Source organism: Microbulbifer sp. MI-G (assembly GCF_030440425.1).
Lineage (GTDB): Bacteria > Pseudomonadota > Gammaproteobacteria > Pseudomonadales > Cellvibrionaceae > Microbulbifer > Microbulbifer spongiae.
The window spans coordinates 98,256-123,303 of record NZ_CP098023.1; the positions used below are offsets into that span (position 1 = coordinate 98,256).

Annotated in this window: 22 protein-coding genes, 1 tRNA gene, 2 pseudogenes and 1 other annotated feature; of the genes and pseudogenes, 19 read left to right on the forward strand and 6 right to left on the reverse strand. The window is 43.4% G+C overall.

The genetic code is table 11. The annotated features are described in order from the left end of the window. Positions 1-5: 5 nt before the first annotated feature. The 14 genes and pseudogenes from M8T91_RS00440 to M8T91_RS00505 all read left to right on the forward strand — a co-directional run bounded on the left by M8T91_RS00440 (position 6) and on the right by M8T91_RS00505 (position 14,665). Positions 6-1,712, forward strand: coding sequence for an ApeI family dehydratase (locus M8T91_RS00440; RefSeq protein WP_301415779.1), 1,707 nt, complete (start codon positions 6-8; stop codon positions 1,710-1,712). Next, positions 1,684-2,439 (forward strand): glycosyltransferase family 2 protein, encoded by a 756-nt coding sequence (locus tag M8T91_RS00445; protein ID WP_301415780.1) that lies wholly within the window; start codon positions 1,684-1,686, stop codon positions 2,437-2,439. Before M8T91_RS00440 ends, M8T91_RS00445 begins: the two co-directional genes overlap by 29 nt. Before the next feature lie 2 nt (positions 2,440-2,441). Then, entirely contained in the window at positions 2,442-3,365 is a 924-nt protein-coding gene (locus tag M8T91_RS00450; RefSeq protein WP_301415781.1) for a lysophospholipid acyltransferase family protein, read from the forward strand. Further along, positions 3,362-4,921 carry an HAL/PAL/TAL family ammonia-lyase gene (locus tag M8T91_RS00455; RefSeq protein WP_301415782.1) on the forward strand — a complete coding sequence of 520 codons (1,560 nt, stop codon included), beginning with the start codon at positions 3,362-3,364 and terminating at the stop codon, positions 4,919-4,921. The genes M8T91_RS00450 and M8T91_RS00455 overlap by 4 nt, the downstream gene beginning before the upstream one ends. Continuing rightward, positions 4,911-5,342 carry an acyl-CoA thioesterase gene (locus tag M8T91_RS00460; protein WP_301415783.1) on the forward strand — a complete coding sequence of 144 codons (432 nt, stop codon included), beginning with the start codon at positions 4,911-4,913 and terminating at the stop codon, positions 5,340-5,342. The genes M8T91_RS00455 and M8T91_RS00460 overlap by 11 nt, the downstream gene beginning before the upstream one ends. Before the next feature lie 2 nt (positions 5,343-5,344). Beyond that, a complete protein-coding gene (locus tag M8T91_RS00465) occupies positions 5,345-5,956 on the forward strand; it encodes a LolA family protein (protein WP_301415784.1) in 612 nt (203 codons plus the stop codon). 11 nt (positions 5,957-5,967) lie between these two features. After that, positions 5,968-8,229 carry an MMPL family transporter gene (locus M8T91_RS00470; RefSeq protein ID WP_301415785.1) on the forward strand — a complete coding sequence of 754 codons (2,262 nt, stop codon included), beginning with the start codon at positions 5,968-5,970 and terminating at the stop codon, positions 8,227-8,229. A gap of 6 nt (positions 8,230-8,235) precedes the next feature. Continuing rightward, positions 8,236-9,465 (forward strand): NAD(P)/FAD-dependent oxidoreductase, encoded by a 1,230-nt coding sequence (locus M8T91_RS00475; protein WP_301415786.1) that lies wholly within the window; start codon positions 8,236-8,238, stop codon positions 9,463-9,465. A 47-nt stretch (positions 9,466-9,512) separates the two neighbouring features. After that, positions 9,513-10,001, forward strand: coding sequence for an ApeN family LolB-like membrane protein (locus M8T91_RS00480; RefSeq protein ID WP_301415787.1), 489 nt, complete (start codon positions 9,513-9,515; stop codon positions 9,999-10,001). A gap of 2 nt (positions 10,002-10,003) precedes the next feature. Next, positions 10,004-11,167, forward strand: a complete 1,164-nt coding sequence (locus M8T91_RS00485; protein ID WP_301415788.1) for a beta-ketoacyl-ACP synthase — start codon at positions 10,004-10,006, stop codon at positions 11,165-11,167. A gap of 3 nt (positions 11,168-11,170) precedes the next feature. After that, the gene (locus M8T91_RS00490; RefSeq protein ID WP_301415789.1) at positions 11,171-11,617 is read left to right on the forward strand and encodes a hotdog family protein; all 447 of its coding nucleotides are present in this window, start codon (positions 11,171-11,173) and stop codon (positions 11,615-11,617) included. After that, the gene (gene fabG / locus M8T91_RS00495; protein ID WP_301415790.1) at positions 11,618-12,346 is read left to right on the forward strand and encodes a 3-oxoacyl-ACP reductase FabG; all 729 of its coding nucleotides are present in this window, start codon (positions 11,618-11,620) and stop codon (positions 12,344-12,346) included. Continuing rightward, on the forward strand, positions 12,346-13,572 hold the full coding sequence (locus tag M8T91_RS00500; protein ID WP_301415791.1) for a beta-ketoacyl-ACP synthase: 1,227 nt from the start codon (positions 12,346-12,348) through the stop codon (positions 13,570-13,572). The genes fabG and M8T91_RS00500 overlap by 1 nt, the downstream gene beginning before the upstream one ends. A gap of 95 nt (positions 13,573-13,667) precedes the next feature. Beyond that, positions 13,668-14,665: pseudogene (locus M8T91_RS00505) on the forward strand (IS30 family transposase). 221 nt (positions 14,666-14,886) lie between these two features. Here the strand turns inward: M8T91_RS00505 and M8T91_RS00510 are convergent. Next, positions 14,887-15,285 carry an ApeA family protein gene (locus M8T91_RS00510; RefSeq protein ID WP_301415792.1) on the reverse strand — a complete coding sequence of 133 codons (399 nt, stop codon included), beginning with the start codon at positions 15,283-15,285 and terminating at the stop codon, positions 14,887-14,889. A 304-nt stretch (positions 15,286-15,589) separates the two neighbouring features. Between M8T91_RS00510 and M8T91_RS00515 the strand changes: the two are divergent. The 3 genes and pseudogenes from M8T91_RS00515 (at position 15,590) to M8T91_RS00525 (ending at position 19,044) form a co-directional block, all read left to right on the forward strand. Continuing rightward, a pseudogene (locus M8T91_RS00515) lies at positions 15,590-16,806 on the forward strand (IS3 family transposase). Then, positions 15,868-15,984 (forward strand) — a sequence feature (AL1L pseudoknot). It overlaps the preceding pseudogene by 117 nt. A gap of 818 nt (positions 16,807-17,624) precedes the next feature. Further along, the gene (locus M8T91_RS00520) at positions 17,625-18,791 is read left to right on the forward strand and encodes an Aq_097 family APC-type transporter (protein WP_301415793.1); all 1,167 of its coding nucleotides are present in this window, start codon (positions 17,625-17,627) and stop codon (positions 18,789-18,791) included. 115 nt (positions 18,792-18,906) lie between these two features. Continuing rightward, positions 18,907-19,044 carry a hypothetical protein gene (locus tag M8T91_RS00525; RefSeq protein WP_301415794.1) on the forward strand — a complete coding sequence of 46 codons (138 nt, stop codon included), beginning with the start codon at positions 18,907-18,909 and terminating at the stop codon, positions 19,042-19,044. Between the two features lie 526 nt (positions 19,045-19,570). Here M8T91_RS00525 and M8T91_RS00530 read toward each other — a convergent pair. After that, positions 19,571-19,717, reverse strand: a complete 147-nt coding sequence (locus M8T91_RS00530) for a hypothetical protein (protein ID WP_301415795.1) — start codon at positions 19,715-19,717, stop codon at positions 19,571-19,573. Positions 19,718-19,893: 176 nt separating this feature from the next. Beyond that, positions 19,894-20,669 (reverse strand): IS5 family transposase gene (locus M8T91_RS00535; protein WP_301415796.1). Its coding sequence is split into 2 segments (ribosomal slippage): positions 19,894-20,354 and positions 20,354-20,669, totalling 777 coding nucleotides; the frame shifts between segments, so codons are not numbered across the junction. A gap of 391 nt (positions 20,670-21,060) precedes the next feature. Here M8T91_RS00535 and M8T91_RS00540 point away from each other — a divergent pair. Both M8T91_RS00540 and M8T91_RS00545 read left to right on the forward strand, forming a co-directional pair. Next, complete coding sequence (locus M8T91_RS00540) at positions 21,061-22,149, forward strand: ferritin-like domain-containing protein (RefSeq protein ID WP_301415797.1); 1,089 nt, start codon at positions 21,061-21,063, stop codon at positions 22,147-22,149. A gap of 304 nt (positions 22,150-22,453) precedes the next feature. After that, positions 22,454-23,059 (forward strand): SOS response-associated peptidase family protein, encoded by a 606-nt coding sequence (locus M8T91_RS00545; RefSeq protein WP_301415799.1) that lies wholly within the window; start codon positions 22,454-22,456, stop codon positions 23,057-23,059. Between the two features lie 395 nt (positions 23,060-23,454). On the opposite strand, the gene M8T91_RS00550 is transcribed toward M8T91_RS00545, so the two are convergent. The 3 genes from M8T91_RS00550 to mutY all read right to left on the reverse strand — a co-directional run bounded on the left by M8T91_RS00550 (position 23,455) and on the right by mutY (position 25,024). Next, positions 23,455-23,530 (reverse strand) — tRNA-Phe (locus M8T91_RS00550). Between the two features lie 122 nt (positions 23,531-23,652). Continuing rightward, on the reverse strand, positions 23,653-23,928 hold the full coding sequence (locus M8T91_RS00555; RefSeq protein ID WP_301415800.1) for an oxidative damage protection protein: 276 nt from the start codon (positions 23,926-23,928) through the stop codon (positions 23,653-23,655). A gap of 16 nt (positions 23,929-23,944) precedes the next feature. Beyond that, positions 23,945-25,024, reverse strand: a complete 1,080-nt coding sequence (gene mutY / locus M8T91_RS00560; protein ID WP_301415801.1) for an A/G-specific adenine glycosylase — start codon at positions 25,022-25,024, stop codon at positions 23,945-23,947. Between the last annotated feature and the right edge of the window lie 24 nt (positions 25,025-25,048).

Consider the following 25,048-nt stretch of genomic DNA (forward strand, 5'->3'; position numbering starts at 1 on the left):
TTGCTGTGATCGAAGTTCAATTTAATCAACTTTTTGGATACCGAGATGATAATGAAACAGTAAGTCATACCCTTACTGGCAAGGTTAATTTTCAGCAATTTAAAAAAGAACTTGCCTGGGCCAGTTACAAATTAAGAAATATAATAGCCAAAAAAAGAATATCTCGAGTTGCTATTTACTGTGAAGATAGTTATGAATTTTCTATTTTATTTTTTTCAGCTTTATCGTGCGCAAAAATTGTTGTCGTGCCTGGTAATAATAAAAGAATCACAATCAATTCTTTTGCGGAACCGATATTATTTCTCGGTGAGTGGAATAGAAAAACAGTAATAAAATTGGATGAGTTACTCCTAGATACAGGAGATCAAAAATTACCACAATTTTTTTCTAGTAGTATTCAGTTATTTACCTCTGGTAGTAGCGGTAGGCCGCAAGTTATATCCAAAAAAATTGAGCACCTATTTAAAGAGGTAAGTGAACATGAAAAAAAATGGAATTCATTGAATCGTAAAATTACTACTCTGGCAACCGTCAGCCATCAGCATATATATGGCCTCTTATTTAAGATACTATGGCCTATAATGAGTGGTCGAACCTTCGTAAGTAAAACCTATACAGATGTTCCTAAATTGCTTTTAGATGCGGCTAACTGGGCACCTGCGATGTGGATTGCGAGCCCAGCTCAGTTGAGTCGTAGAATGACAACTTGGCCTTGGCACCTTGGCAAGGCTTTTACGCATATATTCTCATCTGGAGGAGCACTGCAACTAGAGGATGCACAGGCTATCGAGAAACTCTGCGGAATTGTACCAAATGAAATTTATGGCAGTACAGAAACAGGAGGAATTGCTTGGCGTTGCCAACAAACTGAACCAAGCTGGACCCCATTAGCCAAAGTCAACCTATCTTCAACAAGTGATGGTCTGCTGAGAGTTAATTCACCCTGGTTGGATTTTCCGTTTTCCTGTCATGACAGGATAGAATTGCTTGAAAATGGAAATTTTCATCTTCTAGGAAGGATAGATCGCATTGTTAAAATTGAAGAAAAGAGAATTTCACTTTCTGAAATAGAGATCAGGTTGATTGCTCATGATTATTTTGTTAATGCGAAAGCCTTAGTTGTTGAACGAAAACGAAAAAACATTGCTGTAGTGGCAAAACTATCCGAGAAAGGATTAAATCTGTTAAAAACAGAGGGCAAAGTCCGATTTATAAAAAAGGTACGTAAATACCTGGCTTTAGACTTAGAAGGGGTAGCCTTACCGCGACTCTGGCGTTTTGTTGATGAAATTCCAACCAATCAACAGGGGAAAACACCAAAAGAAACTCTAATGCGAATGTTTGATACAACACCAGATACTATGGTACCTCATGTTGAAAAACGTGAGCAAATAGGCAATAGAGGCAAAATTGTGTTCAGGGTAAATTCAGACTTGCCTTGTTTACCAGGCCATTTTTCTAAAGCACCAGTTGTGCCTGGTGTAATTCAAATAGATTGGGCAATGCATTTTGGTAGGGAACTATTTGGTATTAGTGATATATTTTCTCACATGGAGGTGATTAAATTTAAACAGTTAATGTTGCCAGAAGACTTGGTTGCACTAATTATTGAGTTTGATCCGGGTAAGAAAAAATTGTTCTTTTCTTTTCATGATTATAATGAAAGCAATAAGGAGTACAGTAGTGGAAAAGTGTGTTTCCGGCATGACTAGTTATTGCTTTGTAATCCCTGTCTATAATCACGAATTAGCTATAGGTAAAACGCTAGCATCCTTGGACCTATTTAAGCTTCCATTTATTTTAGTAGATGATGGCAGTAATAAAAAATGCCGGGAAACGCTTCAGTCTATAGAAAAAAAATACGCCGGGCAGGTTCGTCTGATAGTAAGAGAAGTAAATGGAGGCAAAGGTGCTGCAGTAAAGGCGGGATTAAGGGCCGCTAAAGAATTTGGGTTTAGCCACGCCATACAAATTGATGCCGATGGACAGCATTGCCCGACGGATATTCCACGGATACTTGATGAAAGCCGAAAGCAACCTGATGCTTTTATCTGTGGATATCCGATTTATGACGAGTCGGTGCCAAAAATTCGGCTTTGGGGTCGATATCTAACTCATGCCTGGGTATGGATTAATACTCTTTCTTTAGAAATCAATGACTCAATGTGTGGATTGAGATGTTATCCATTAACCACAATTGTAAAGCTTTTAAATACAGAATATGTGGGTAATCGTATGGACTTTGATCCTGAAATATTAGTGCGATGGCATTGGCATAGAAAACAGTTAAGGCAAGTACCTGTTAATGTTCGTTACCCAGAAGATGGTATTTCTCATTTTAGAAGCTTTAAGGATAACCTTTTAATTTCCATTATGCATACCAGATTGTTTTTCGGAATGATATTACGTCTATTCCGGATTCATAAAGTGGAGTATTGATCTTGTTTAGTTTGCACTGGTCCAAGTATAGAGAGCAAGGTTTTTTTCTGGGCATCCGTTTTCTATTTTGGTTGCATCATAGGATTGGGCCTTATGCCTTTAAAGTAACAGTGTATCCCGTAGTGCTTTTTTACTATCTGAAGAATCGAAGTGGTCGCAAAGCAATAAGAGAATACCTTGATCTTTTTTCGAAGCGTTTTCCAAATAGTTGCACACGTTCAAATTGGAGAACCGGGTTTCAAATTTTTCTCAATTTTTCCAATAGCGCGATAGAAAAACTCGAAGCTTGGTTTGTAGGAGTGCCTGACAATCAAGTAAATTTTCCTAACAGAACAGTGCTGCATCATTTGGTGACAAGCGGGCAAGGTGGACTGATTATTGGCTCGCATCTGGGAAACCTCGAAGTTTCCCGTGCATTAGGCAGCTTGACTGAAGTGCGTGTTAATGTCCTTGTACATACCAAGCATGCGGTGAAGTTCAATCGGATGATGAAAATGTTGAATCCTCTTAGCCAAGTGCGATTGATACAAGTAACGGAAGTCTCACCAGCTTTGATGATGCACCTCTCAAAGGCGATTGGATGTGGAGAGTTAATTATTATTGTGGGTGATCGAATTCCGATTAACTCTGTTGGAAGAACTTGTGATGCTGTTTTTCTCGGGAAACGAGCACCCTTCCCCCAAGGGCCATACATCCTTGCGTCATTACTCAAGTGCCCGATTTATACGCTTTTTTGTCTAAGTAGTTCAACTGGTTACGATATATATATGGAAAAACTATGTGATCGTGTTTTGATGAAAAGGAATGACAGAGAAGGCCATATTAATTTTTTGGTATCGGAATTTGCCAAGAGGTTGGAGCGATATTGTCGCCTGGCTCCTTTGCAATGGTATAACTTCTACCCATTTTGGGATCAGCAAAGATGAATGCAGCAGTTTTGCAAGATGGCCAGGTAATTTTTGGTGGTACAGATTTAACTATTAATCAGATAAATAGTATCGCTAAGGGACATGCGGAAGTGTGTCTGTCAGAGAAAGAGGAGTTTATTTCCAGAATCAACCGTGGAGCTGAATTTCTGGATAATCTTTGGAAAAAAGAGGGGGTTATTTATGGTGTTACCACTGGGTATGGCGATTCTTGTACTGAAAGTATCCCCACTGAATTGGTAGAAGAACTCCCTTCTCATTTGTTCACCTTTCACGGTTGTGGGATGGGGGAGATGTTTTCCATCGAGCAAAGTAGAGCGATTTTAGCTGCTCGAATTGTGAGTATTGCAAAAGGATTCTCAGGCGTTCGTTACAAGCTGCTTCAAAAATTGGTTGATCTTTTAAAGAAAGATGTGATCCCGGTAATTCCACAAGAGGGATCTGTGGGGGCGAGTGGTGATTTGACTCCTTTATCCTACATTGCTGCTGTATTGTGTGGTAAACGTAAGGTATGGTACCTAGGTCAACAGATGTATACCACAAAAGTCTTTGATGCTTTGCAGATAGCGCCCCTAAGGCTACGTCCTAAAGAGGGCTTGGCAATAATGAATGGCACAGCAGCGATGACGGGCCTCGCGTGTCTGGCTTATAAACGTGCTGAATATTTGTCGCAGATAAGTGCTCGTATCACATCAATGATGTGTATCGCATTACAAGGCAATGCTTATCATTTTGATAATTCCTTGTTTTCTGTAAAGCCCCACCCAGGCCAAAATCAGATTGCCCAATGGATACACGAGGACTTAAATGTAGGAGCGGCACCTAAGCATAATAATCGATTACAGGATCGCTATTCATTACGCTGCGCTCCTCATGTTATAGGTGTTCTCCAAGATTCACTACCTTGGCTAAAGCGATTTATTGATAACGAGCTTAACAGCACAAATGATAATCCGATTATTGATGGTGAAAATGAAAAGGTTCTACATGGTGGACATTTCTATGGGGGTCATATTGCTTTTGCAATGGATAGCTTGAAAAATGCTGTGGCTAATCTTGCAGATTTGCTTGATAGACAAATTGCTCAACTATCCGATGTGAAATTTAATAATGGATTGCCCGCTAATTTATCTGGAGCAGTAGGAACTCGCAGTTCAATTAACCATGGTTTCAAAGCTGTGCAAATTGGTGCCAGTGCCTGGGCAGCTGAAGCATTAAAACAGACCATGCCTGCCAGTGTATTCTCAAGATCAACTGAATGCCATAACCAGGATAAGGTGAGTATGGGAACCATTGCTGCGAGAGATTGCATCAGGGTGATAGAGTTAACTGAACAGGTTGCTGCCTCTGCGCTAATGATAGCTTGGCAAGGAATTCAGCTCCGCATACGTAGTAATTCTATACTTTGGAACAGTCTTTCTTATTCTTTGAAAAATACAATAAAGCAAGTTTCCGATCAGTTCACACTTCTCGAGGAAGATAGGGAACTTGAAGATGCTCTGAGGCGATTTGTTAGTTTAATCCAGAAAAGACACTGGAGATTATATGAAGCCTAATAGCAATAAGATATCAGAAAAATGGCGTGCACGAGTAGAAATACAGATACCTTTTCATGATGTAGATGTAATGGAAATTGCTTGGCACGGACATTATACAAAGTATTTTGAAATTGCCCGTTGTGCCCTCTTAGATAAAATCAAATACAATTATCCTCAAATGCGTGAGTCGGGTTATGCATGGCCGGTTATTGAATTAAAAATTCGTTACATAAAACCACTGATATTTAAACAATGGATCGTGATATATGCTGAAGTTTCAGAATATGAAAATCGCCTAAAAATAAACTATACCGTATACGACAAAGATAGTGATAAACGTCTTACCAGGGGGCATACAGTACAAGTGGCAGTAGAAATGAAAAGTGGGGAAATGTGCTTTGTATCACCTCCATTATTATTAAAAAAACTTGGGATTTAAAAATGTCGAAGTTAAAATTATTCGTGCTTTGTTTGGCTATTTTTCTGATGCCAAGCTGCCTTCTTGCCTTGACTACAGAACAACGCCAAGTACTGGAAAAGATCGAAGATAGAATAGAAATAACAGGGCAAATGATAGGAAATTTTTCTCAAAAAAAAACAATCCCGCAACTACCACGCCCTTTGATTTCTAAGGGTGTAGTGGCAGTTTCCGATGATTTGGGTATAAGTTGGAGGATAGAAAGTCCTGTTAGCTCTCATCGAATTTTCTGGAATCCTGATAATAATAATGGAAAAGGTTCCTCCACGGATCCAATAGATAACCAAATAACTTACCCACTTTTACAGATTATCAAGGGCAATTTCTCTTCTTTAAATGATTTGTTTTATCTGAATGCACAAATAGAGCAGGAATACTGGCGAGTTAGTCTTATACCAAAACAGAAATCTTTTAGGGAGATTATAACTTCATTAGAGATTTCTGGAAATCATCATGTCAGAAAAATTATAATAGCAGAAACGAATCGAGCAATAACAGAGCTGGAAATCTCCGATTTTTATTCAATTAATCAAGAAAAAGAGAAATTTTTGGCTGAATTCTCGGAGAATAAATAGGAATAGGCTTAATGAAGTTTCGAATCCTATCCTGGCTATTATTGGTTTTCTCTATATCTATTTTAGCAGCTTTAAATTATCACGACGAGTGGATTCAAACTGATATTTTATTGCTAGCAAATAATGATGAACTTCCAAATAATATAGAAAAAGTTCAAAGCCAAATTAATCAGAAGCTGCAAGGAGGTGTGCTGTGGGTGCTGGTAAGTTCTTCAGAAGATACTTCTACTTTAGCAAAAGATACAAAACAGCTAGCAAGTAAGTTAACAGGTAGTAGTATTTTAACATCTGTAGAGTTTCGCTGGGCCAGTGATAAAAGCTTCAACAATGAATGGAAGTTTCTTTATCCGTTTAGATATCAACTACTCAATTTCAATGATAGGACTATTTTATACAAAAATCCAGAGAAATTAATTCAACAGCAGTTAGAGGTGATTTATGGACCTGGAGGCGTAGCTATTGATTGGAGCGGAGATCCCTTTTCTATTTTTCGTCGTTATTTTTCTCTTTCCGCAGATACTAAAATTGAGATAATTGGTGGAATACCAATTCATAAAGTGGGATTGAAAAATTATACCATAATTTATAGTGTGGCCACTCCTTTTGATCTCGGAGGAAACGCTGATACTCCCCTGCTGCTGTTACAAAAAAAATTAAAAGATTGGGCAAAAAAAAATGGAAATCAGCTGCTTGTTGCAGGTTCACCTTTACATACAGAATATGCTGCTAGTAAAGCGCAAAGTGAAATTCGTACTATAGGAGCAATATCTATAATTGCTATTTGTGCCTTATGTATTTTCATATTCCGTTCTTTATTCCCACTTTTGGCATCGATATTTTCAATCTTACTGGGCATACTTTCTGGTATAGCTGGAGTGATTATTGTTCTTGGCCAGATGCACATTCTTGCCTTTGTATTTGGAACAATTGTATCTGGATTGGCAATTGATTATGCATTTCATTTCATTTGCAATAGATTGCGTCCAGGATGCCCTAGAGACAATGATATTTTTCAGGGTCTTTTACTTGGACTAGTATCGAGTTGCTTAGCATTTTTTGCTTTATCTCTTACTCCATTTTCTCTGTTAAAACAGATAGGCATCTTTGTCGGCTTCGGATTATTGGGTGCTTGGCTAACTGTTTTTTTACTATTTCCTGCAGTTATAAAATTGAATTCGCGGACCATTACCTTATTTGATAATATTCCAAAAATAAATCCGAAAATATATTTTGGCCTAATTGCGATATTGCTTATTCTTGGTAGTATGATAATTCCACAAATAAAATTGTCTAGTGATATTGATTTATTTTACCAGTCACCAGAATTTCTTAAATTGGATGAAAAAAAACTAAATTCTTTGGTCAAAACACGCCCTGAGTCAAGCTACTTTCTTGTTTCTGGTAATAGTGAGCAACAGGTTTTATCACGGGAGTGGGCTTTAAGAGATTATCTGAATAAATTGAAAGAGCAAGATATTATAAAAAATTTTAAAGGGGTAACTGACAGATTTCCGCCGAAGGAAGTTCAATTGGCTGACTGGAATCTATTAAAAGAATTTTATAAAAAAGATCTGGTGAAAGAATTTTATTATAAACTTGGATTTAAATCCGAAGAAATTAATGATAAAATTAAAAAAATGAACCAGCCATTTCGTATACCAAGCTTAATGGCGTGGTCAGAAGTAACAGGGGAATTATTTCAAAATCTTTGGTTGGGCTGTCACGAAGACCGATGCTATTCTGTGGTTCGTATTTATGGTTTAGAAGGCACCATTCCTGAGCTAAAAGAAATTTCCGGAGTTGTTTTTATTGATCCGGTAAGCACTATTTCTAAAATTATTTCGTCGCAAAATGACCAATTGATAAGACTTTTACCGATAATATTAATTATTGTCCTTGCTGTTACAATAATGCGACTCGGGGTTAAGCAGGCGATAAGTGTAGTCATACTTCCTTTGAGTTCAGTTATTGCGACAATATCAACCATTATTTTGATGGGCACTTCAGTAAATCTCTTTCACGTTGCTGCTTTGTTGCTTATTTTTGGCATTGGAATGGATTATGCGGTTTTTGGTCATATATGCCAAAGGAAAGAACAGCATTATACGCAACTTTCTATCACAATGGCGGGATTAACAACTCTCTTGGGATTTGGCCTATTGGCGTTATCAGAAACACCGGCAATAGCAGATTTTGGCTTGGTCTTAACTATCGGATTACTATTAAATCTAACTTTAACATTTTTATACTTTTGTATTAGAGGTGAAAGATAAGATTACATGAAAAAGATTATCTCTGATGTTGTGATAATTGGTGCTGGCCCGGCTGGAGCTATTGCTGGAGCTTTAATAGCAAAACTAGGTTGGGTTGTTAATGTGATTGAAAGAGAAGAGTTTCCTCGTTTTTCTATAGGAGAAAGCTTGCTGCCACAATGTATGAAATCTCTTGAGCGTGCAGATATGATGAAGGTTATAAAATCCGCTGGATTTCAATTAAAAAATGGAGCTGCATTTGAATGGAATGGTGCAAGAACATCCTTTGAATTTTCTGATAAATTCTCTAATGGTCCGCAAACCACTTTTCAGGTGCAAAGAGCAAAATTTGATAAAATTTTAGCAGATGAAGCGGAACGCCAAGGTGTAAAAATATATTATAATCATATAATAAAAAAAGCCGAGGTGAATAAACAAAAAGCAACATTAATTGTAAAAAATGGGGATGCAAGTTTGATTTTTCAGGCTCGCTTTGTATTGGATGCGAGCGGGTTTGGTAGAGTTTTACCGAATTTGCTTAAGCTAGATATTCCTTCAGAGTTTCCTGTGCGTGAATCGGTATTTACCCATGTCGAGGATAATATAAATGATAGCCAGTTTGATAGAAATAAAATTTTAATAACAGTCCATCCAAAAGAAAGAGATATATGGTATTGGCTAATACCTTTTTCTGATGGCCGTGCTTCAATAGGTGTAGTTGGAGACAAAAATAAGCTTGCATTTTTGGGAGATTCCCCTGAAGAGGTTTTGGAAAATTCAATATTATCTGCTCCTTCTCTTGCAAAAACACTTGTAAATGCAAAGTATGATATGCCAGTTCAGAGAATTCATGGTTACTCAAGTAATGTCTCAAGGCTTGCTGGACCAGGATTTGCCCTGTTAGGCAATGCAGGTGAGTTTCTCGATCCCATCTTTTCCTCTGGCGTCACTATAGCCATGAAGTCCTCTGAGTTGGCTGCAGCTTGTCTGCATAAACAACTATCGGGTCAAACAGTTGATTGGGATGAAGAATTCTCTAAACCTTTAAAAGATGGTATTGAAGTCTTCAAAACATTTGTAAAATCCTGGTATGAAGGACATTTTCAGGACGTTATATTTTATCAAACTGAAAAAAAAGAAATTAAGCGTATGATATGCTCCATTTTGGCTGGCTATGCGTGGGATAAAACAAATCCTTTTGTTGCTGCTCCACAGCGAAGGTTAAATGCATTGGTGGAAATATGTTCTTCAGAATAGCACAGATTATATGCCTAATATTTCTTGTCGGTTGTACGAATCTTTCTTTGACTAAAGAAAAATATAATGCCTTACCTTTGGCGCCCTTGTTAGATGAGGATAAACGACAATTAAGCCAACATATAAAAGTAGATTATCTCGGTGAACGCTATGATGTTATTGCAGCATCATTGTTTTCCTCCACTGAACTGAGGGTAAGTTTTTTGAGCCTTGAAGGTATTAACTTACTCGATGTTCTGTATGATGGGCACAATGTACATCTGAAATATTATCTAAAAAAGCCCATACAGTTTCCTCCTGAAATGTTATTGGCAGATATTCAGCTTGTTTATTGGCCTGTTGAAATACTCCGTAAACAGTTACCATCAAATTGGAGGTTGAAAGAGTTGTCGGTTGAGAATACTTATCAGCGTCAGTTAATCATTGATGGGAGAGTATGTTCTGAAGTTCACTATAGCACCGATGACATTTGGATTGCTAACGTTCAGCTTGAGCATAAATTCCTTGATTATAAGCTAAGTATAAGGAATCTTTAGCTATGAATGGCTGTTTCCTTAATCATATGGGTTTGGCCTGTGCCCTTGGAGAGACGGAGAAAGATATTATAAAGTCTTTGTTTAAGGGGGATACCTCTTTCATGCGGCCGGACCTTGATCGAATACCAGGATATCATGGATATTTTGGTAAAATAGACTTTCACTTGCCAGAGATACCTCGGTTATATGAGGCCTACGATTGTCGTAATAATCGGTTAGCTTTGGCAGTTTTGCAGCAGATTGAGGGTGAAATTTCTAATTCCATTGCTCGTTATAGTGCTAATCGTATTGGTGTTGTTATGGGAACTTCAACTTCGGGGATTGAGTCTGGAGAAACCTATCTCAAGGGTCATGAAGAGAAAAATTTTAATTATCGATACCAACAGCAGATGGGCGGATTGAGTTCGTTTATAGGAGAGTATCTGGGTATTCATGGACCCCAAATTACTGTTTCTACAGCTTGCTCATCCAGTGCTAACGCTTTTGCTTCTGCGCGACGCCTTATATCTATGGATATTTGTGATGCAGTCATTGTTGGAGGAGTCGACTCCCTATGTGATATGACAATTAGAGGATTTCATAGTTTGGGAGCACTAAGTGCTGGCCAAACCAATCCCTTCAGTACTAATCGGGATGGTATTAACCTAGGGGAAGCTGGTGCAGTTTTTTTGATGAGCAAGGAACCCAGTGGGGTTTGCTTATCGGGTATTGCTGCTTCATCAGATGCGTATCATATGTCAGCACCGCACCCTAAAGGGCGCGGTGCCGAGATATGTATGCGAAATGCACTAGTTGATGCCGGTCTCGAACCTTTCGCAATAGATTATTTGAATCTTCATGGCACAGGCACTCACCATAATGACTCAATGGAAGCAACTGCTGTTTGGAATGTATTTGGCGATAATATTATTTGTTCTTCTACAAAACCATTGACAGGGCATACATTAGGTGCGGCTGGAGCGCTTGAAGTGGCTTTTTGTTGGTTGGCAATCAAATACGGGCAAATCTTGCCCCATTATTTCGATGGTAATTATGATCCTCATATATCACACATACAGTTATTTCGATATGGGGATAATAGCAAGTGTTTACGCTATGTTATGAGTAATTCCTTTGCATTTGGTGGCAACAACTGCTCGGTGATTCTCAGTAAGCTGGAGATTTAACAGATGCAGAAGTATACAGCTGAAGAATTGGTTCCACACAGCGGTGGTATGTCGCTTCTGGATGAGATTCTTTTGGTGGAGGAAGATAAGCTAAAAGCTAAGCTACAAGTACGTGATGATGGGTTGTTTTCCCGTGATAAACGAGTTCCCGCATACGTTGGTATTGAGTATATGGCACAAGCAATTGCAGCCTTCTCTGGGTATCATGCCAAAGAAAAAAGTGAAGATATTCGTTTGGGATTTCTGCTTGGAACGAGAAAATTCGTGAGTAATATTGAAAGTTATCAGTGTGGAGATGAAATTACGATTCAGGCTGAACGTCTCTTACAGGCTGAAAATGGTATGGCAACATTTGAATGCCGGATAACTGGATCAGGTGTGGAACAAAATGCACGCCTAAGTGTATATCAACCTGATAATGTAGAAGTATTCCTGAAGGAAAAAAGCTAAATGTCAAAGTGGGTTTTAGTCACAGGATCTAGCCGTGGTATAGGTCGAGCCATCGCAATTGAATTAGCTAAGGATGGTTTTAACATCGTTTTACACTGCCGTAACCGTCGTGATCTGGCAGAGGTAGTTGCAGGAGAGATAACCAGATTAGGATGTAACTATCGTATACTGCAGTTTGATATATCTGAACGTGAATCTGCAAAAGAGATTCTGCTGAAAGATATTGAAGACAACAGTTGTTACTATGGCATTGTGTGTAATGCAGGAGTTACTTCCGATAACGCATTTCCTGCTATGTCAGGTAAGGAATGGGACAGTGTAATACATACCAATCTAGACGGTTTTTATAATATCTTACAGCCATTGACTATGCCAATGGTACGACGACGGGCTCCCGGCCGGATAGTAGTCATGACATCAGTATCCGGGCTCATTGGAAATCGGGGGCAAGTTAATTACTCTGCTTCTAAAGCCGGGCTAATCGGTGCAAGTAAAGCTTTGGCTTTGGAATTGGCAAAAAGAAAAATTACGGTAAACTGCGTTTCTCCAGGCCTTATCGGCACTGATCTTTTGAGTAAAGACTTGCCCGTGGGTGAAATCCTGAAGATGATACCCGCTAGACGGCTTGGTAAACCTGAAGAAGTTGCGGCAGCAGTATCTTTTCTTATGCACGAACGCGCTGAATATATCACCCGGCAAGTAATTTCTGTAAATGGTGGTCTTTGCTAATGAAACGTGTGGTTATTACCGGAATGGCAGGGATTAGCCCTATTGGACAGGGATGGGATGCGGTCAGCTTTTCCTTGCATAATCGCCTTACAGGCGTAACTTACATACAGGATTGGGATAAATATGAAGGGCTTGAGACCCGCCTTGGAGCCCCTGTAAGAGAATTTAAAAAACCGGTCCATTATGACCGAAAACGTACCCGTAGTATGGGGCGGGTATCTTTAATGGCTGTTTTTGCCAGCGAACAGGCCTTACTAGATGCGGGCCTTTTAGATGACCCCGTTTTGAAAAGTGGTTCAGTAGGCATCTCTTATGGATCTTCGGCTGGCACACCAGCTGCAATGGCTGACTTTGGTAATATGCTCCTCAATTGCCGTACCGATGGTTTAAATGCAACCAGCTATATTAAAATGATGGCCCATACTGCAGCGGTGAACATCAGTGTATTTTTTAGGGTATGCGGACGTATTTATACCACCAGTTCTGCTTGCACTTCTGGTAGCCAGGGCATTGGTTATGCCTATGAAGCAATTCGGAATGGTGTTCAAAAGATAATGATTGCAGGTGGTGCAGAAGAACTTTGTGCGACGGAAGCTGCAGTTTTTGATACGCTCTATGCAACCTCTACCAAAAATGACTCCCCAGAAACTTCACCTCGGCCTTTTGATAAATACAGGGATGGGCTAGTTATTGGTGAAGGCGCAGGAACTCTTATTTTAGAAGATTACGAGCACGCAATTGCCCGTGGCGCCAAAATATACGCTGAAGTTGTTGGGTTTGGTACAAACTCTGATGGCAGTCATGTAACCCAACCTCAGTCATCCACGATGGGGGTTGCTTTACAACAGGCGATGTGTCAAGCGGGAATCAATGGGAATGATATTGGTTATGTAAGCGCACATGGTACAGCGACTGATCGAGGTGATATTGCCGAAAGCCATGCAACTTATAATGCATTCGGAAGACCCGTTGCAATTAGTTCATTAAAAAGTTATACAGGTCATACTCTTGGAGCCTGCGGGGTTCTGGAAGCTTGGGCCAGTATACAAATGATGCGTGATGGATGGTTTCACCCCACAATTAATCTAAGCGAGGTCGACCGTGACTGTGCTGACTTGGAATATATAACGGGCAACGGTCGCAGGATAGATACTGAATTTGTGATGAGTAATAATTTTGCTTTTGGAGGAATAAATACCTCTCTTATCTTTAAACGTCTGGAATAACATAATACGTGGTTTCGGATACTAAGTGCAATTGGATAAGGAGAAGAGCCAGCTGGTAGACTCCACGCATCTCCCGACCAAGAGATGAAGCACTGATGAGTTACCACCAGCTGACCGAAGAAGAAAGATACCAGATTTACGTATTATTGAAAGCAGAACATAACCAGAGGGAGGTTGCGGCTTTGTTGGGGTGCTCACCTTCAACGATTAGCCGGGAATTGAAGCGTAACCGGGGTTTGAGGGGTTACAGACCCGACCAGGCGCAACGCTTCAGTAACAATCGCAGAACTACGGCTCACAAAGCAATCAAAGTGACAGATGAGGTGAGAAGCTGGATAGAAAAGCTGCTTCGCCAGGAACTGAGCCCTCAACAAGTAGCAGACTACCTGTTGAGGCACAAGCAGGTGTCGTTGCACCATGAGACGATTTATCAAATTGTTTACGCCGATAAGGCTGAAGGCGGAGAGCTTTACAAGCATTTGCGAGTGCTCTCCAAGCCCTACCGCAAACGGTATGGCCATTATGACCGACGTGGACAGATCAAAAACCGCGTGGATATCGATGATCGTCCAGAGGTGGTTGATAGTCGTTGCCGAATCGGTGACTGGGAAGGCGATACCGTGATGGATAAGGGACGCAAGAGCGCTTTGTTGACCATGGTAGAACGCAAAACGCTGTATACGGCTAACCGGCTAACCGGCTAACCGGCTAACCGGCTAACCGGCTAACCGGCAAGCGGGCCGACTTACTTGCAGAGGCAGCTGTCACGAGCATGAAACCTCTGAAATCGAAGATTAAAACCATTACCCTCGATAACGGTCTGGAGTTTGCGGAGCATGAGAAAATCGCCATCGGCCTTGGTGGAGATGTCTACTTCGCTTACCCGTATGCTTCCTGGGAGCGATGTATCAACGAAAACATCAACGGTCTTATTCGACAGTATTTTCCCAAAAGCACCGACTTCAGTGAAGTCACGGATGAAAAGGTACAAGCAGTGATGGATCGACTTAACAACCGTCCGAGAAAGACATGGGGCGGTCGATCACCAAACGAACTATTTATGGGGCAGCGGGCAGATTTGCTTGCCGTGTAGTGAAATTGCAGTTATTACTTGAAACCGCGATACATTAACTATTTGATTTTTATGAAAATTATAAAGGGGCAAATAATAAGTGGCGTTTAGAAAATACTACTTTTGGGCTTGTTAAATTTCGCGAAAAATACAATAGGATAAGATTTATAACTAGTGATGCTGTGTATAATTTGAATTTTTAGTTGGCCCAACCAATTGAAAAGTTGAGCCATGGGTCAACTTCAGCGTGACATTTCTTTAATTATCGCGCTGTTGAGGTTGTTTATCCAGCGGTTATAACTTCTGTGGATGGTTTTTCGTTGGCCATCATAATCAAGCATTTTGCTATCTTTATAGGTGATGCTATAACTATCATTGTCGTAATTGATGTTAGCTTCAGCATGATGTTTTCTTATATCAATTGAGGCCAAAATTTGACCTGGAGAAACTTCCTGGCAAGACCATCCTTTTACAATGCAACCAGCAATAATTGATTGTTTAACGGAATCTCTAGTTTGTGACGAACCATCTATGCGGCTGGGTACAATTCGGTCTTGAATATTTAATAGTGGATAGCTGGTGCATGCTCCCAAGGTTACAGCGACTAAAGATAAAAATAATACTCTTTGCATAAGTTTCATAAAATTTCCTGATTATGGTTAAGGCAGAATCATTGGGGATGAATAGCTTGGATGGTTTTTCATGCTTGGTCGTTGTTAGGGCTGGGTAAAACGTCAACAGCACGGGAAATCGACCTAAAAGCTTGTACCGAAACCATTTGAAGCGCTCCTCATAGTAGCAAAACTATCTAATAATTTTGCAGCTTTGTAAAGGTAAGGTTTCAAGATTGTTGCCTTTTTCTATGCTGTCTCAGTTCCTGCTGAGATGTTAGTCCTGAATCCCCCCGGGTTTCTCGGAGGCTAACTTTCTTGAGAGAATTAGCCAATGAGCAAACGACCTGGATACTCTCCCGAAGTACGGGAGCACGCAGTTCGCATGGTATTGACCAGCGAGCACGAGCACCAATCACGCTGGGCAGCGATCACATCTATCGCTTCCAAGATCGGCTGCACACCCGAGACCCTACGATCATGGGTCAACAAGATGGAAGTCGACAATGGTATTAGGCCTGGCACCACCAGCAGCGACACGGCCCGTCTCAAAGAGCTGGAGCGCGAAGTCCGCGAGCTGAAGCGCGCTAACGAGATCTTGCGCAAGGCTGCCGCTTTTTTCGCCCAGGCGGAGCTCGACCGCAAACCGAAGTAATGGTGGCACTCATTGACCAGGAACGTGAGGCGCACGGTGTCGAGTCAATCTGTGAGGTTCTGCCGATTGCACCGTCGACCTTTTACCGCTGCAAGCATCTACAGGCCAATTCAGAGCAACGCTGTGCGCGCGCTCAACGTGACGATGAGCTGAAGCCTGAGATCCAGCGGATCTACGAAGAAAACCACCGCGTCTATGGTGCACGCAAGGTCTGGAAGCAGCTTAACCGTGAAGACGTAAAGGTCGCCCGCTGCACAGTTGAACGGCTGATGAAGGTACTGCAATTGGAAGGTGTTCGAAGAGGCAAACGTTGCGTTACGACTATCCCGGATGAGCTGGCCGATAAGCCGCTGGATCTGGTGAATCGCGAGTTTACGGCAGAGCGCCCCAACCAGCTTTGGGTGGCCGACATAACCTATGTTGCAACTTGGTCTGGTTTTGTTTATATCGCATTCGTTGTCGACGTATTCTCCCGCCACATTGTTGGCTGGCGCGTATTAAAGAGCCTTCAAACCGACATTGTGCTTGATGCTCTGGAGCAGGCACTCTGAGCACGAGGTAAGCCCCGTGGCGTTACCCATCACAGTGATCGAGGTAGTCAGTACCTGTCAATTCGATATACCGAACGGCTTAGTGAGGCGGGTTTTCAGGCGTCAGTCGGCCGTGTCGGCGACTCCTACGACAACGCACTGGCAGAAACCATCAACGGTTTATTCAAGGCGGAGGTCATCCACAGGGCAGGTCCCTGGAAAGGGCTGGATGAGGTTGAACATGCAACCTTGACCTGGGTCGACTGGTTTAACCATCGCCGCATTCTTGGGCCAATTGGCGATATGCCTCCAGCTGAATACGAAAACCTGTATTATCAACAAACCGAGTCTGCCCAAGCGGCATGACTCAAATCAAATTGCCTCCGACAAACTCGGGATGATTCAACTTGTTGGAGCGGGAATTTACTGCAGACAAAATACAGCTGTCGGGAAAATTCCTGTAAAAAAATTTCTTCAATTCTTCTAAAGTAGAAGCTGTCTCTGAAAAACTGCTAATGTGCTGAGCTAGAAAGGAGTAGGCAGTGTTAGAATTCACTGAAGTTAAGTATAATCTCACCAGAGAGCGAAGTGCTCTTGACTGTCTCCGCGAGGATAACTTTGAGGCGAAGAAAACCTCTTAAATCTGCTTCTGTTCTTACTGGTTGAGACCAATTTTGTCAAAACGCATACCGTCGGAAGCACAATATCATCACTCATGAGTTTTTCGACTCCTGCTGCAGAATGACTGTAGCCCTGCCCGTGTCATGCAATGACAAGTATCGCAGTGGTTTGGTCATTGACAGGCGGACCAACTGACATGTGGAGTAGGTTCCCGATATGAAAATGGGGGAAGTGTATCGAGGAGGGATTTGGCCGGTGCAAAACTGTGGGCTCACTCAACCCTATCAAAGTATGAGGATAGGAGCAAGGTGGTGTATTTAACATGGCATACATCGGTTGGAATTTAACGCGAACGGTGAATCTGTAAGGATAGTTTATTTGATGAGATGGAAAACAAGGCGATGCTCCGGAGATCTGGTAACAAACTGGCCAACTTCTTCACTTTATCGTTGTTTTTTCAAGAATGTAAGCGATCTTTCTGGGCAATTCCCAGATTGTTTAAATAGCCTTCCAATCTATGAATGAATAGGCATTCACAAAAACAAGCATCACAAAGGATTCACATGAATACGTCTGCCTCGAACCTGCTCATCAGTAATCAATCAACTGCTAAAATTCGCATGAATCTTCTGGCCACACCCCTTGCTTCAATTTTTGGGAGTGGTTTCCTGGTAATTTTACCGGTACTGGCCACAGCCACAGGCAACGGGATGGGGATAGCCATTATCGTAGTGACATCTTTGGCGTATGCTGTTGGAACAGCGATTCGTTTTAATATTCAACATGCGGAACCAATAATCGAAAAAGGCCAAAATACGCTGGTCTCATCACTAGACCGCATCTCTGATGTGTCAATATCCGTTGCCTATATCATTTCAATTACCCTGTATTTACAAATACTCTCATCATTTTTGCTGGCTGGCTTCAATCTTACTTCTCAGTTATTCCAAGATATATCCACCACCATTGTCATTGTCTCTATAGTCATTGTCGCTTTGACACGCGGATTGGGGACGTTGAATTTCCTGGAAACATGGTCTTTGATGACAACGCTCGCATTGGTCGTTGTTATTATTCTTGGGTTTATTCAATATGATCTCGCCAGTATTCAGCAGGGAGTACAAAGTATTCCCACACCAACGGCAAGCTGGTGGGAGATGGCAACGGTTGTAGGTGGTGCCTTAATTGTTGTTCAAGGTTTTGAAACCCCCCGTTTTCTTGGAAACAGCTATGATGCAGGCCTTCGTGTGTGGAGTTCACGCTGGTCTCAGGTTGTTTCCTCGACTATCTACATTGCATTTGTATTCCTCGCGATACCACTTATTCCCGAGTTGGGTGGTCAGTACGCGGATAATCTTTTGATTAAATTGGTCACTTATACAGCGATACCTTTCTTGTCAGCCGGAGTTGTGAGTGCCGCATTGCTAAGCCAGTTTTCCGCTGCGGTAGCAGATACCATAGCGACTCAAGGTAATGTTACGGAAGTATCTCAAAAAAGAATCCATCCGAAGTTAATCTATCTTTCAATAGGGATTTTGGCGATTATTTTAACTTGGTCAGCGGACACCTTTGAAATTCTAGCACTGGCTTCAAAAGCCTTTGCATTTTACTATTTTTTGCAGTGCCTGATCGCACTGATTATTGCACCAAATAATCTCTATCGTCTTGGCTTTTCAGCAATCGGGGTTGCCATGTTATTTATAGTGCTGTTTGCAAAGCCTGTAGGATAGCTAGTGGGTCATGTGATGAATTTTATACCGATTGTTTTGCCCGCTCGGCTGAAGCCAGAATTTGACTTGCTGGCCTTGTCGGTTTTTTACCGGCTGTGTGGTGCATTGCACCGAAGTGGGTAACTCCCGTCAGATACTGCACTGCCGCGAACTGAGTGTCGCGCTGGTTCAACGCTATGTCACCCTGGCTGCCGTGCTGCGCTTTGTGACCGATTATATCGGTTATACTGTGGCTAACCAGGGATTCAGGTAAGGGGAGCGCAAGGGTGAATTGCTTTACAGCATGCTGGTATACGGCCTGATCGGATGGCTGGTGTTTTACTATGTGTTGATGCTATGGAGAGAGACTTTTTTCACTGCGATGCTGGCCGCGGTCAGCGCCTGCTGAGCAGTGGGGCTGCTTTGGCGGAGATGGGGGTCGGAAATGGTACTTTGAAATACTCTATTGGCTGAGACTTATAACCGATAATGGCCAGGGAGCTCTGTGGAACCGCTTGCAGCAGGATACCGGTATCTAGCCTTAGCAAGTGGCTGTGACCCTGATGAACGGGACAAAGCTGTATTGTGATGTGGTGCAGGATTTTGACAATACAGTGGTGTGACTTTTTGAGACGGATCAGCTCGGAAATATTGCCCTCTATGAAAACCTGAAAAAAATCGGACTGGAAAGATGGGAAGGAAGTGAAATTTGTGCGCAGCGATAGCTGGGGAGACAACTTGAACTACATCTCCAGCCGGGAAGTCAGGTATGTGGAAGTACGCTACCTGAAGAAAAGACGCTAATCCTTATCGGGCTCCGGTTTGTCGCGGTCTGGTGGGGTTTGCTTATCACCAGCCTTTTGGCCCCGGCTTACATACGGGCTCTTGTCGTCATTATCATTTTCATCGGTCATCGAAGTTTGAAACCGCTTTTTATTTAAAGGCATAATGAAATCTCCTTGTTTGTTTGGTGGGGATAAAGGAGTATCATGTCTAAGTTGCTACAGTTGAAATGTTTATCAGGTATCGAGATATGCAGAGCAAGGCCGATAGTAAGAGGTAAATACCCAGCTCAATATGAAGATAGAAGGGAAGGGTAAGTAGTACATGAACTATATTCCTCTTAGGGCCTGTTCACACTAATTAAAGTGTCGACAATAAGCGCAAAGTGAATAAAAAATGTGAAAACGACATCCAGTTTGTCAAAACGAGAGAAAATTCTTCTGAAGCCCTTCAGGCGTCGAAACAGCCTCTCCACTTCATTTCGTTTTTTGTACGCCTCCACGTCGTATTTCCAGGTGCTCATTCGGTTACTCTTCGGTGGCACGACAGGTTCCATGCCCAGATCGAATACCAACTGCCGGGTTTCATTACCCTCGTAGGCCTTGTCCATGATCACTTTGGCACCATCCCAACCGCAGTTCTCAAGGCCTTTCAGCAGCTTTCGGCCCTCCGGAGCGTCTCCAGCCTGCCCCGGTGACAGAGAAAATACTACGGCGCGGTTGTGGTCGGCTGCAACCATATGAATCTTGGTGGTCCATCCTGCTCGTGATTTGCCGATAGATTGAGGACCGTTTTTTTTAACGCGCCAGTGCCATCTGGATGAACTTTAACAGCCGTAGAATCAAGAGAGATATGATCGACCTGGATATTGATCACATTATTTTCCTGGAGGGCCAGAAAGACCCTATCCAGTACACCTTGCTTGGCCCAACGATTCGCCCGCATGTAGACGCTGTGCCAACGGCCGAATTTCTTCGGCAGACCTCGCCATTTGCAACCATGCTCGGCTATGTAAAGAATGGCGTTCAGCACTTGTAAGTTGGATATTTTCACATTGCCGCGCTGAAGGGGCAGAAAATCTTCGATAATTTTGTATTGTTGCGCTGTAATTTCCATGAGGGGATTATACAGGATTTAGTGTGAACAGGCCCTAGAAAAGGATGCGGTTTATTTACCGCTTACATATGATGTCAATCTAAAAGAATGAAATCATGGATTTCCAACTCTACCCTAAGAAATACGAAAATTTGGTTTTGCAGCATACAATATCAAAATTGAACGAAACCCGAATGGCTGATCAAATAAAAACAAAATAGGTGATCAAGATAGGCCAGAATCTGCAGGCGCAACGGGGATGGTGAGTCAGGGGTGTAAACAGTTTGGCAGGAATACACTAAATTACTTCACTATATTGAGGCTGCAGAAGCTTTAAATAAGCTTAAAAGAGGTGTATAAAATACAGTGTTCACGTTAACGGCTTTCTAGGGACAATGGATAAAGGATAATCATGGCTATTGAATATGTAGATACAGCGCCCAATAACATCATTGAAGACTCAAGACCACAGATAACAGGAGAAGATATTGACAGTATTGTCGAAATCTTTAATACCCCTTTAACCGGATCCTACAACTGGGACTACGACTCTGCCGACAATCGTATTCGTAAGCTTTACGAATTGGGTAAACGGCTCAATTGGAACGCTTCTATCGATGTCGACTGGGCTATAGAGCTCGATAAAACAGAACCCCCAATGGAAAAGGAGTTTAATCCCTATAGCGACTACCCCGATTTTCTAGCCCTATCCCGTGAAGAGCAGCTCCGTTTTGGCTGGCACAACCAAGCCTGGACGCTGTCGCAGTTTCTCCATGGCGAACAAGGGGCCTTATTGGTCGCTTCGCAACTGGTCTCCTGCGCCCCGACCTATGAAGCCAAACTCTACGCCGCCTCTCAGACCTTTGATGAAGCCCGCCATGTAGAGGTCTTTGCCAAATATCTTAATGACAAAGTGGCTATCCGCTATCCGGTCAATAAGCCTCTCAAGCTGCTGCTCGATAAGATTCTTACCGACCCACGCTGGGATTTAAAGTTTATCGGTATGCAGATCATTATTGAAGGACTTGCCCTCGCCGCTTTCAATACTGTCAAAATTACCTGCAGAGATCCGCTGTTAAAAAATATCATTCATTTGGTGCTCCGCGATGAAGCACGTCATGTCTCCTTTGGCGTTAATTATTTAGAAGCGTTTGTACAATCACTGAGCGAACAAAAGAAAGAAGAGCGTGCTAAATTTGCCTATGAAGCCTGTTGTGTCATGCGTGAGAGACTGATTGCCACCGATGTCTTCGAACATTTTGGCTGGGATGTCGAGGCGGCAAGAAGCCATATTTTGAAGTCGGATATTATGGTTCATTTTAGAAAACTACTCTTTACCCGAATCGTGCCTAATCTTAAGCGTATCGGCTTGCTACCGGAATCATTCCGCGATAAATATGATGCTCTCGGTATATTAGAGTTTGAAAACCTCACCAGCGATGCCGTTATTGACTGGGAGGAGATGGCCAAGCCTCTCTATGAAGATGTCGACACCCCATAAAAGTCACTGTCGTTAGACACACAAAGTTATGATTTACATCACTATTAGCATGTCTCTTGATCTAAGCAAAGGCCGATCATCGCCATAAACGTTAGGACATTTTTTATGGTTGATTGTTTCGTGCCTAATGGATTCAGTAAGATACAATCCCGAAGGGGCTGAGCTTTTTTCAAGATTTATTTGGGGATTGGTAGTGCAAATGAATCTGGAAGAAGAAAATGGCATTGCTCACGAGAGATTCCGGCTAACATAGGATCTGGGAAAAAGACTCAAATAAGGAAATCTGGTAAAGGGGTTGGCACAGATGTGTAGTGTATTCGATGTGGATGATCACGCCGGTATGGAGCGCTTCCTAAAGGAGTATGGAGTACACCATCCGAAGCGCAAGTTGTATGGCCGCCGCAGACGGCCCACCCAGAGGGTTTCCATTGTCACTGCCAGGCATGGGGAGCCATCAGTTGAAACTGCAATCTGGCACCTGTATATGGAGCGCGACGGCGACAATTGGCAGAAGCTGGACAAGCGCCCCGAGTACCGCAAATCCCGCTGCCTGATCCCCACCACTGCCTGGGTCGAAAGCCTGCATGCCAAGAATCCGGTTAAATTTAGTTATGGGGAACCCTTTTTCTTTTGCGGGCTGTATAAGACCTGGGGCGACAGGTTGAGCTGTTCCATCATCACCATTGCGACCCATCCCAGGACCAGGAGATATCACGATAAATCCCTGCCCATGGTCGCGCGGGCCGATCAGGACTTTGTGCAGGACTGGCTCAGCGGAGGAGAGGATATCGCCTCCTTTGGACCCTACCTGCATCCGCATATTGAATACGCCGGTCATCCGCTGTCGGTGCGGCCGGTGGAAAGGGCGACTTCTACGCACTACACTGGCGAGCCGCTGGACCTTTCCTGATTTCAATTCTCTTCATGGTATTTTGCCGCCAGCGGTGAAGGTTTATCACGCCCCTCCCCACGCCTGCCGGCTTTGAGCTTTTCTTTACCCAGTGAAATTGGAAAACTCCGCAAACCCACGCAAGCCGTGGGTTGCAGCGATTTTTGGGATTTCACAAAATGAAGAGTTTTGAATAAATGTGAAGAGGTTTTTCACAGGCCAAAATGGCTGAAAGCTAGTAACCACGGGGTTTTCCGCAAAGTAAGGAGGTTTTGGAACAAATCTGCTCAGAGGGTGAGGAGTGAATATTGCGTTGGCGCTTTGTTGACACATTAGCGTCTTTATAACGCCAAGAAAGAGATCTACCCAAAAATTGAAAAACCCGCGAAAGCTGGCGCTGGCGCGGGTTTCAGGCATGGTGCCCAGAGGCGGAATCGAACCACCGACACGGGGATTTTCAGTCCCCTGCTCTACCGACTGAGCTATCTGGGCATTGAGATCCTCACGGGTCCCCCAAGGGCCGCGAGGCGCGTATTAAACCTGCTCCCAAGGCCGGAGTCAATGCCTTGATTGTAAAAAGTTTTTCCTTGCCGGGGGCGGTTTTCACAGCCCCGTTAGGGGCCCTCTGGGGGGGCGTAACCCTCCACCAGATCGTACTCCCCACCGCTTAGAAACTTCTGCATCTGTTCGCTCAGGTAGGTGCGGCTGGACGGCTCCATCATGTTCAGATGCTTTTCATTGATCAGCATGGTCTGGTGAGACAGCCACTCCTGCCAGGCTTTTTTGGAGACGTGTTCAAAAATATCCATACCCTTGGGGCCAGGGAAGGGGGGGGTGTCCAGTCCCTCCAGCTCTTGTTGGTATTTGCGGCAGAATACGGTTCTGGACATGGATTCCTCCTGGTTGTCAGTCGGTCGTGGTCAGCAGGGGCGCCCGCAGTGCAAGTAGCTGTTTAGCCAGCTTAACGATTGGTGCGGGCAACCCTACCTCCTGAGCGGCGCGAGGGCGATTCAAGTTGCGCAATTTATACCAGCCGACACCGCGTTTTGCTACTTGTGTGGGGGCTTTGGCGAGCTGTACCCACACCGGGGAAATATCCAGGTGGAAATGGGTAAAGGTGTGGCGCAGCGGTGGCAGAGGCTGAATTGTGCTGGCGCGCCAGCGCCGTTGATTGAGCCAGTCCTGGGTGTCGTCAGACTGGGGCGGGCACCAGAGGCCGCCCCAGATGCCTTTGGCAGGGCGCTGCTCCAGATAGATTTGGCCAGCGTATTCCAGCAGCAGCATGGTGGCGCTACGTGTGGGTTTTTGCTGACGCGGCTTCTTGTGAGGATACGTCTGGGGATTGCCCTGGGCATGGGCCCTGCAGCATTTCTTTAGCGGGCAGCCGTGGCAGTTTGGTGTGGAGCGGGTACAAAGAGTGGCGCCCAGGTCCATGATGGCCTGAGTGTAAAGGTTACCCTGGGTGTCGGGGGTATAGGTCTCGGCCAATTGCCAGAGTTTGTTGGCGACTGCTGTGCGACCGGGCCAGCCCTCCACAGCGTGATAGCGGGCCAACACCCGCTTCACATTTCCATCCAGAATCGATGCCTTCATCCCCATGCTGATGCTGGCAATGGCGCCGGCGGTGGAGCGGCCGATACCGCTGAGCCCGGTGAGGGCATCCAGGTTGCGGGGGAACTCGCCATTGTATTGATCCTGTACGGTCTGCGCGCATTTGTGCAGATTGCGAGCGCGGGCATAGTATCCGAGGCCGCTCCAGTGGGCCAGCACTTGTTCCAGAGGTGCGTTGGCCAGGGTTTGCAGGGTGGGGAAGCTGTTCATAAAGCGTGCATAGTAGGGAATCACTGCACTGACCTGGGTCTGTTGCAGCATGATTTCCGAAACCCAGACACGGTAGGGGGTGATGTCCTGCTGCCAGGGCAGATCCTTGCGCCCGTGTTTGTGAAACCATTTGAGAATGGCATTTTGGAACTGCTTGGGTGTCATGGATTACTGTGCGGTTGGGCGGTG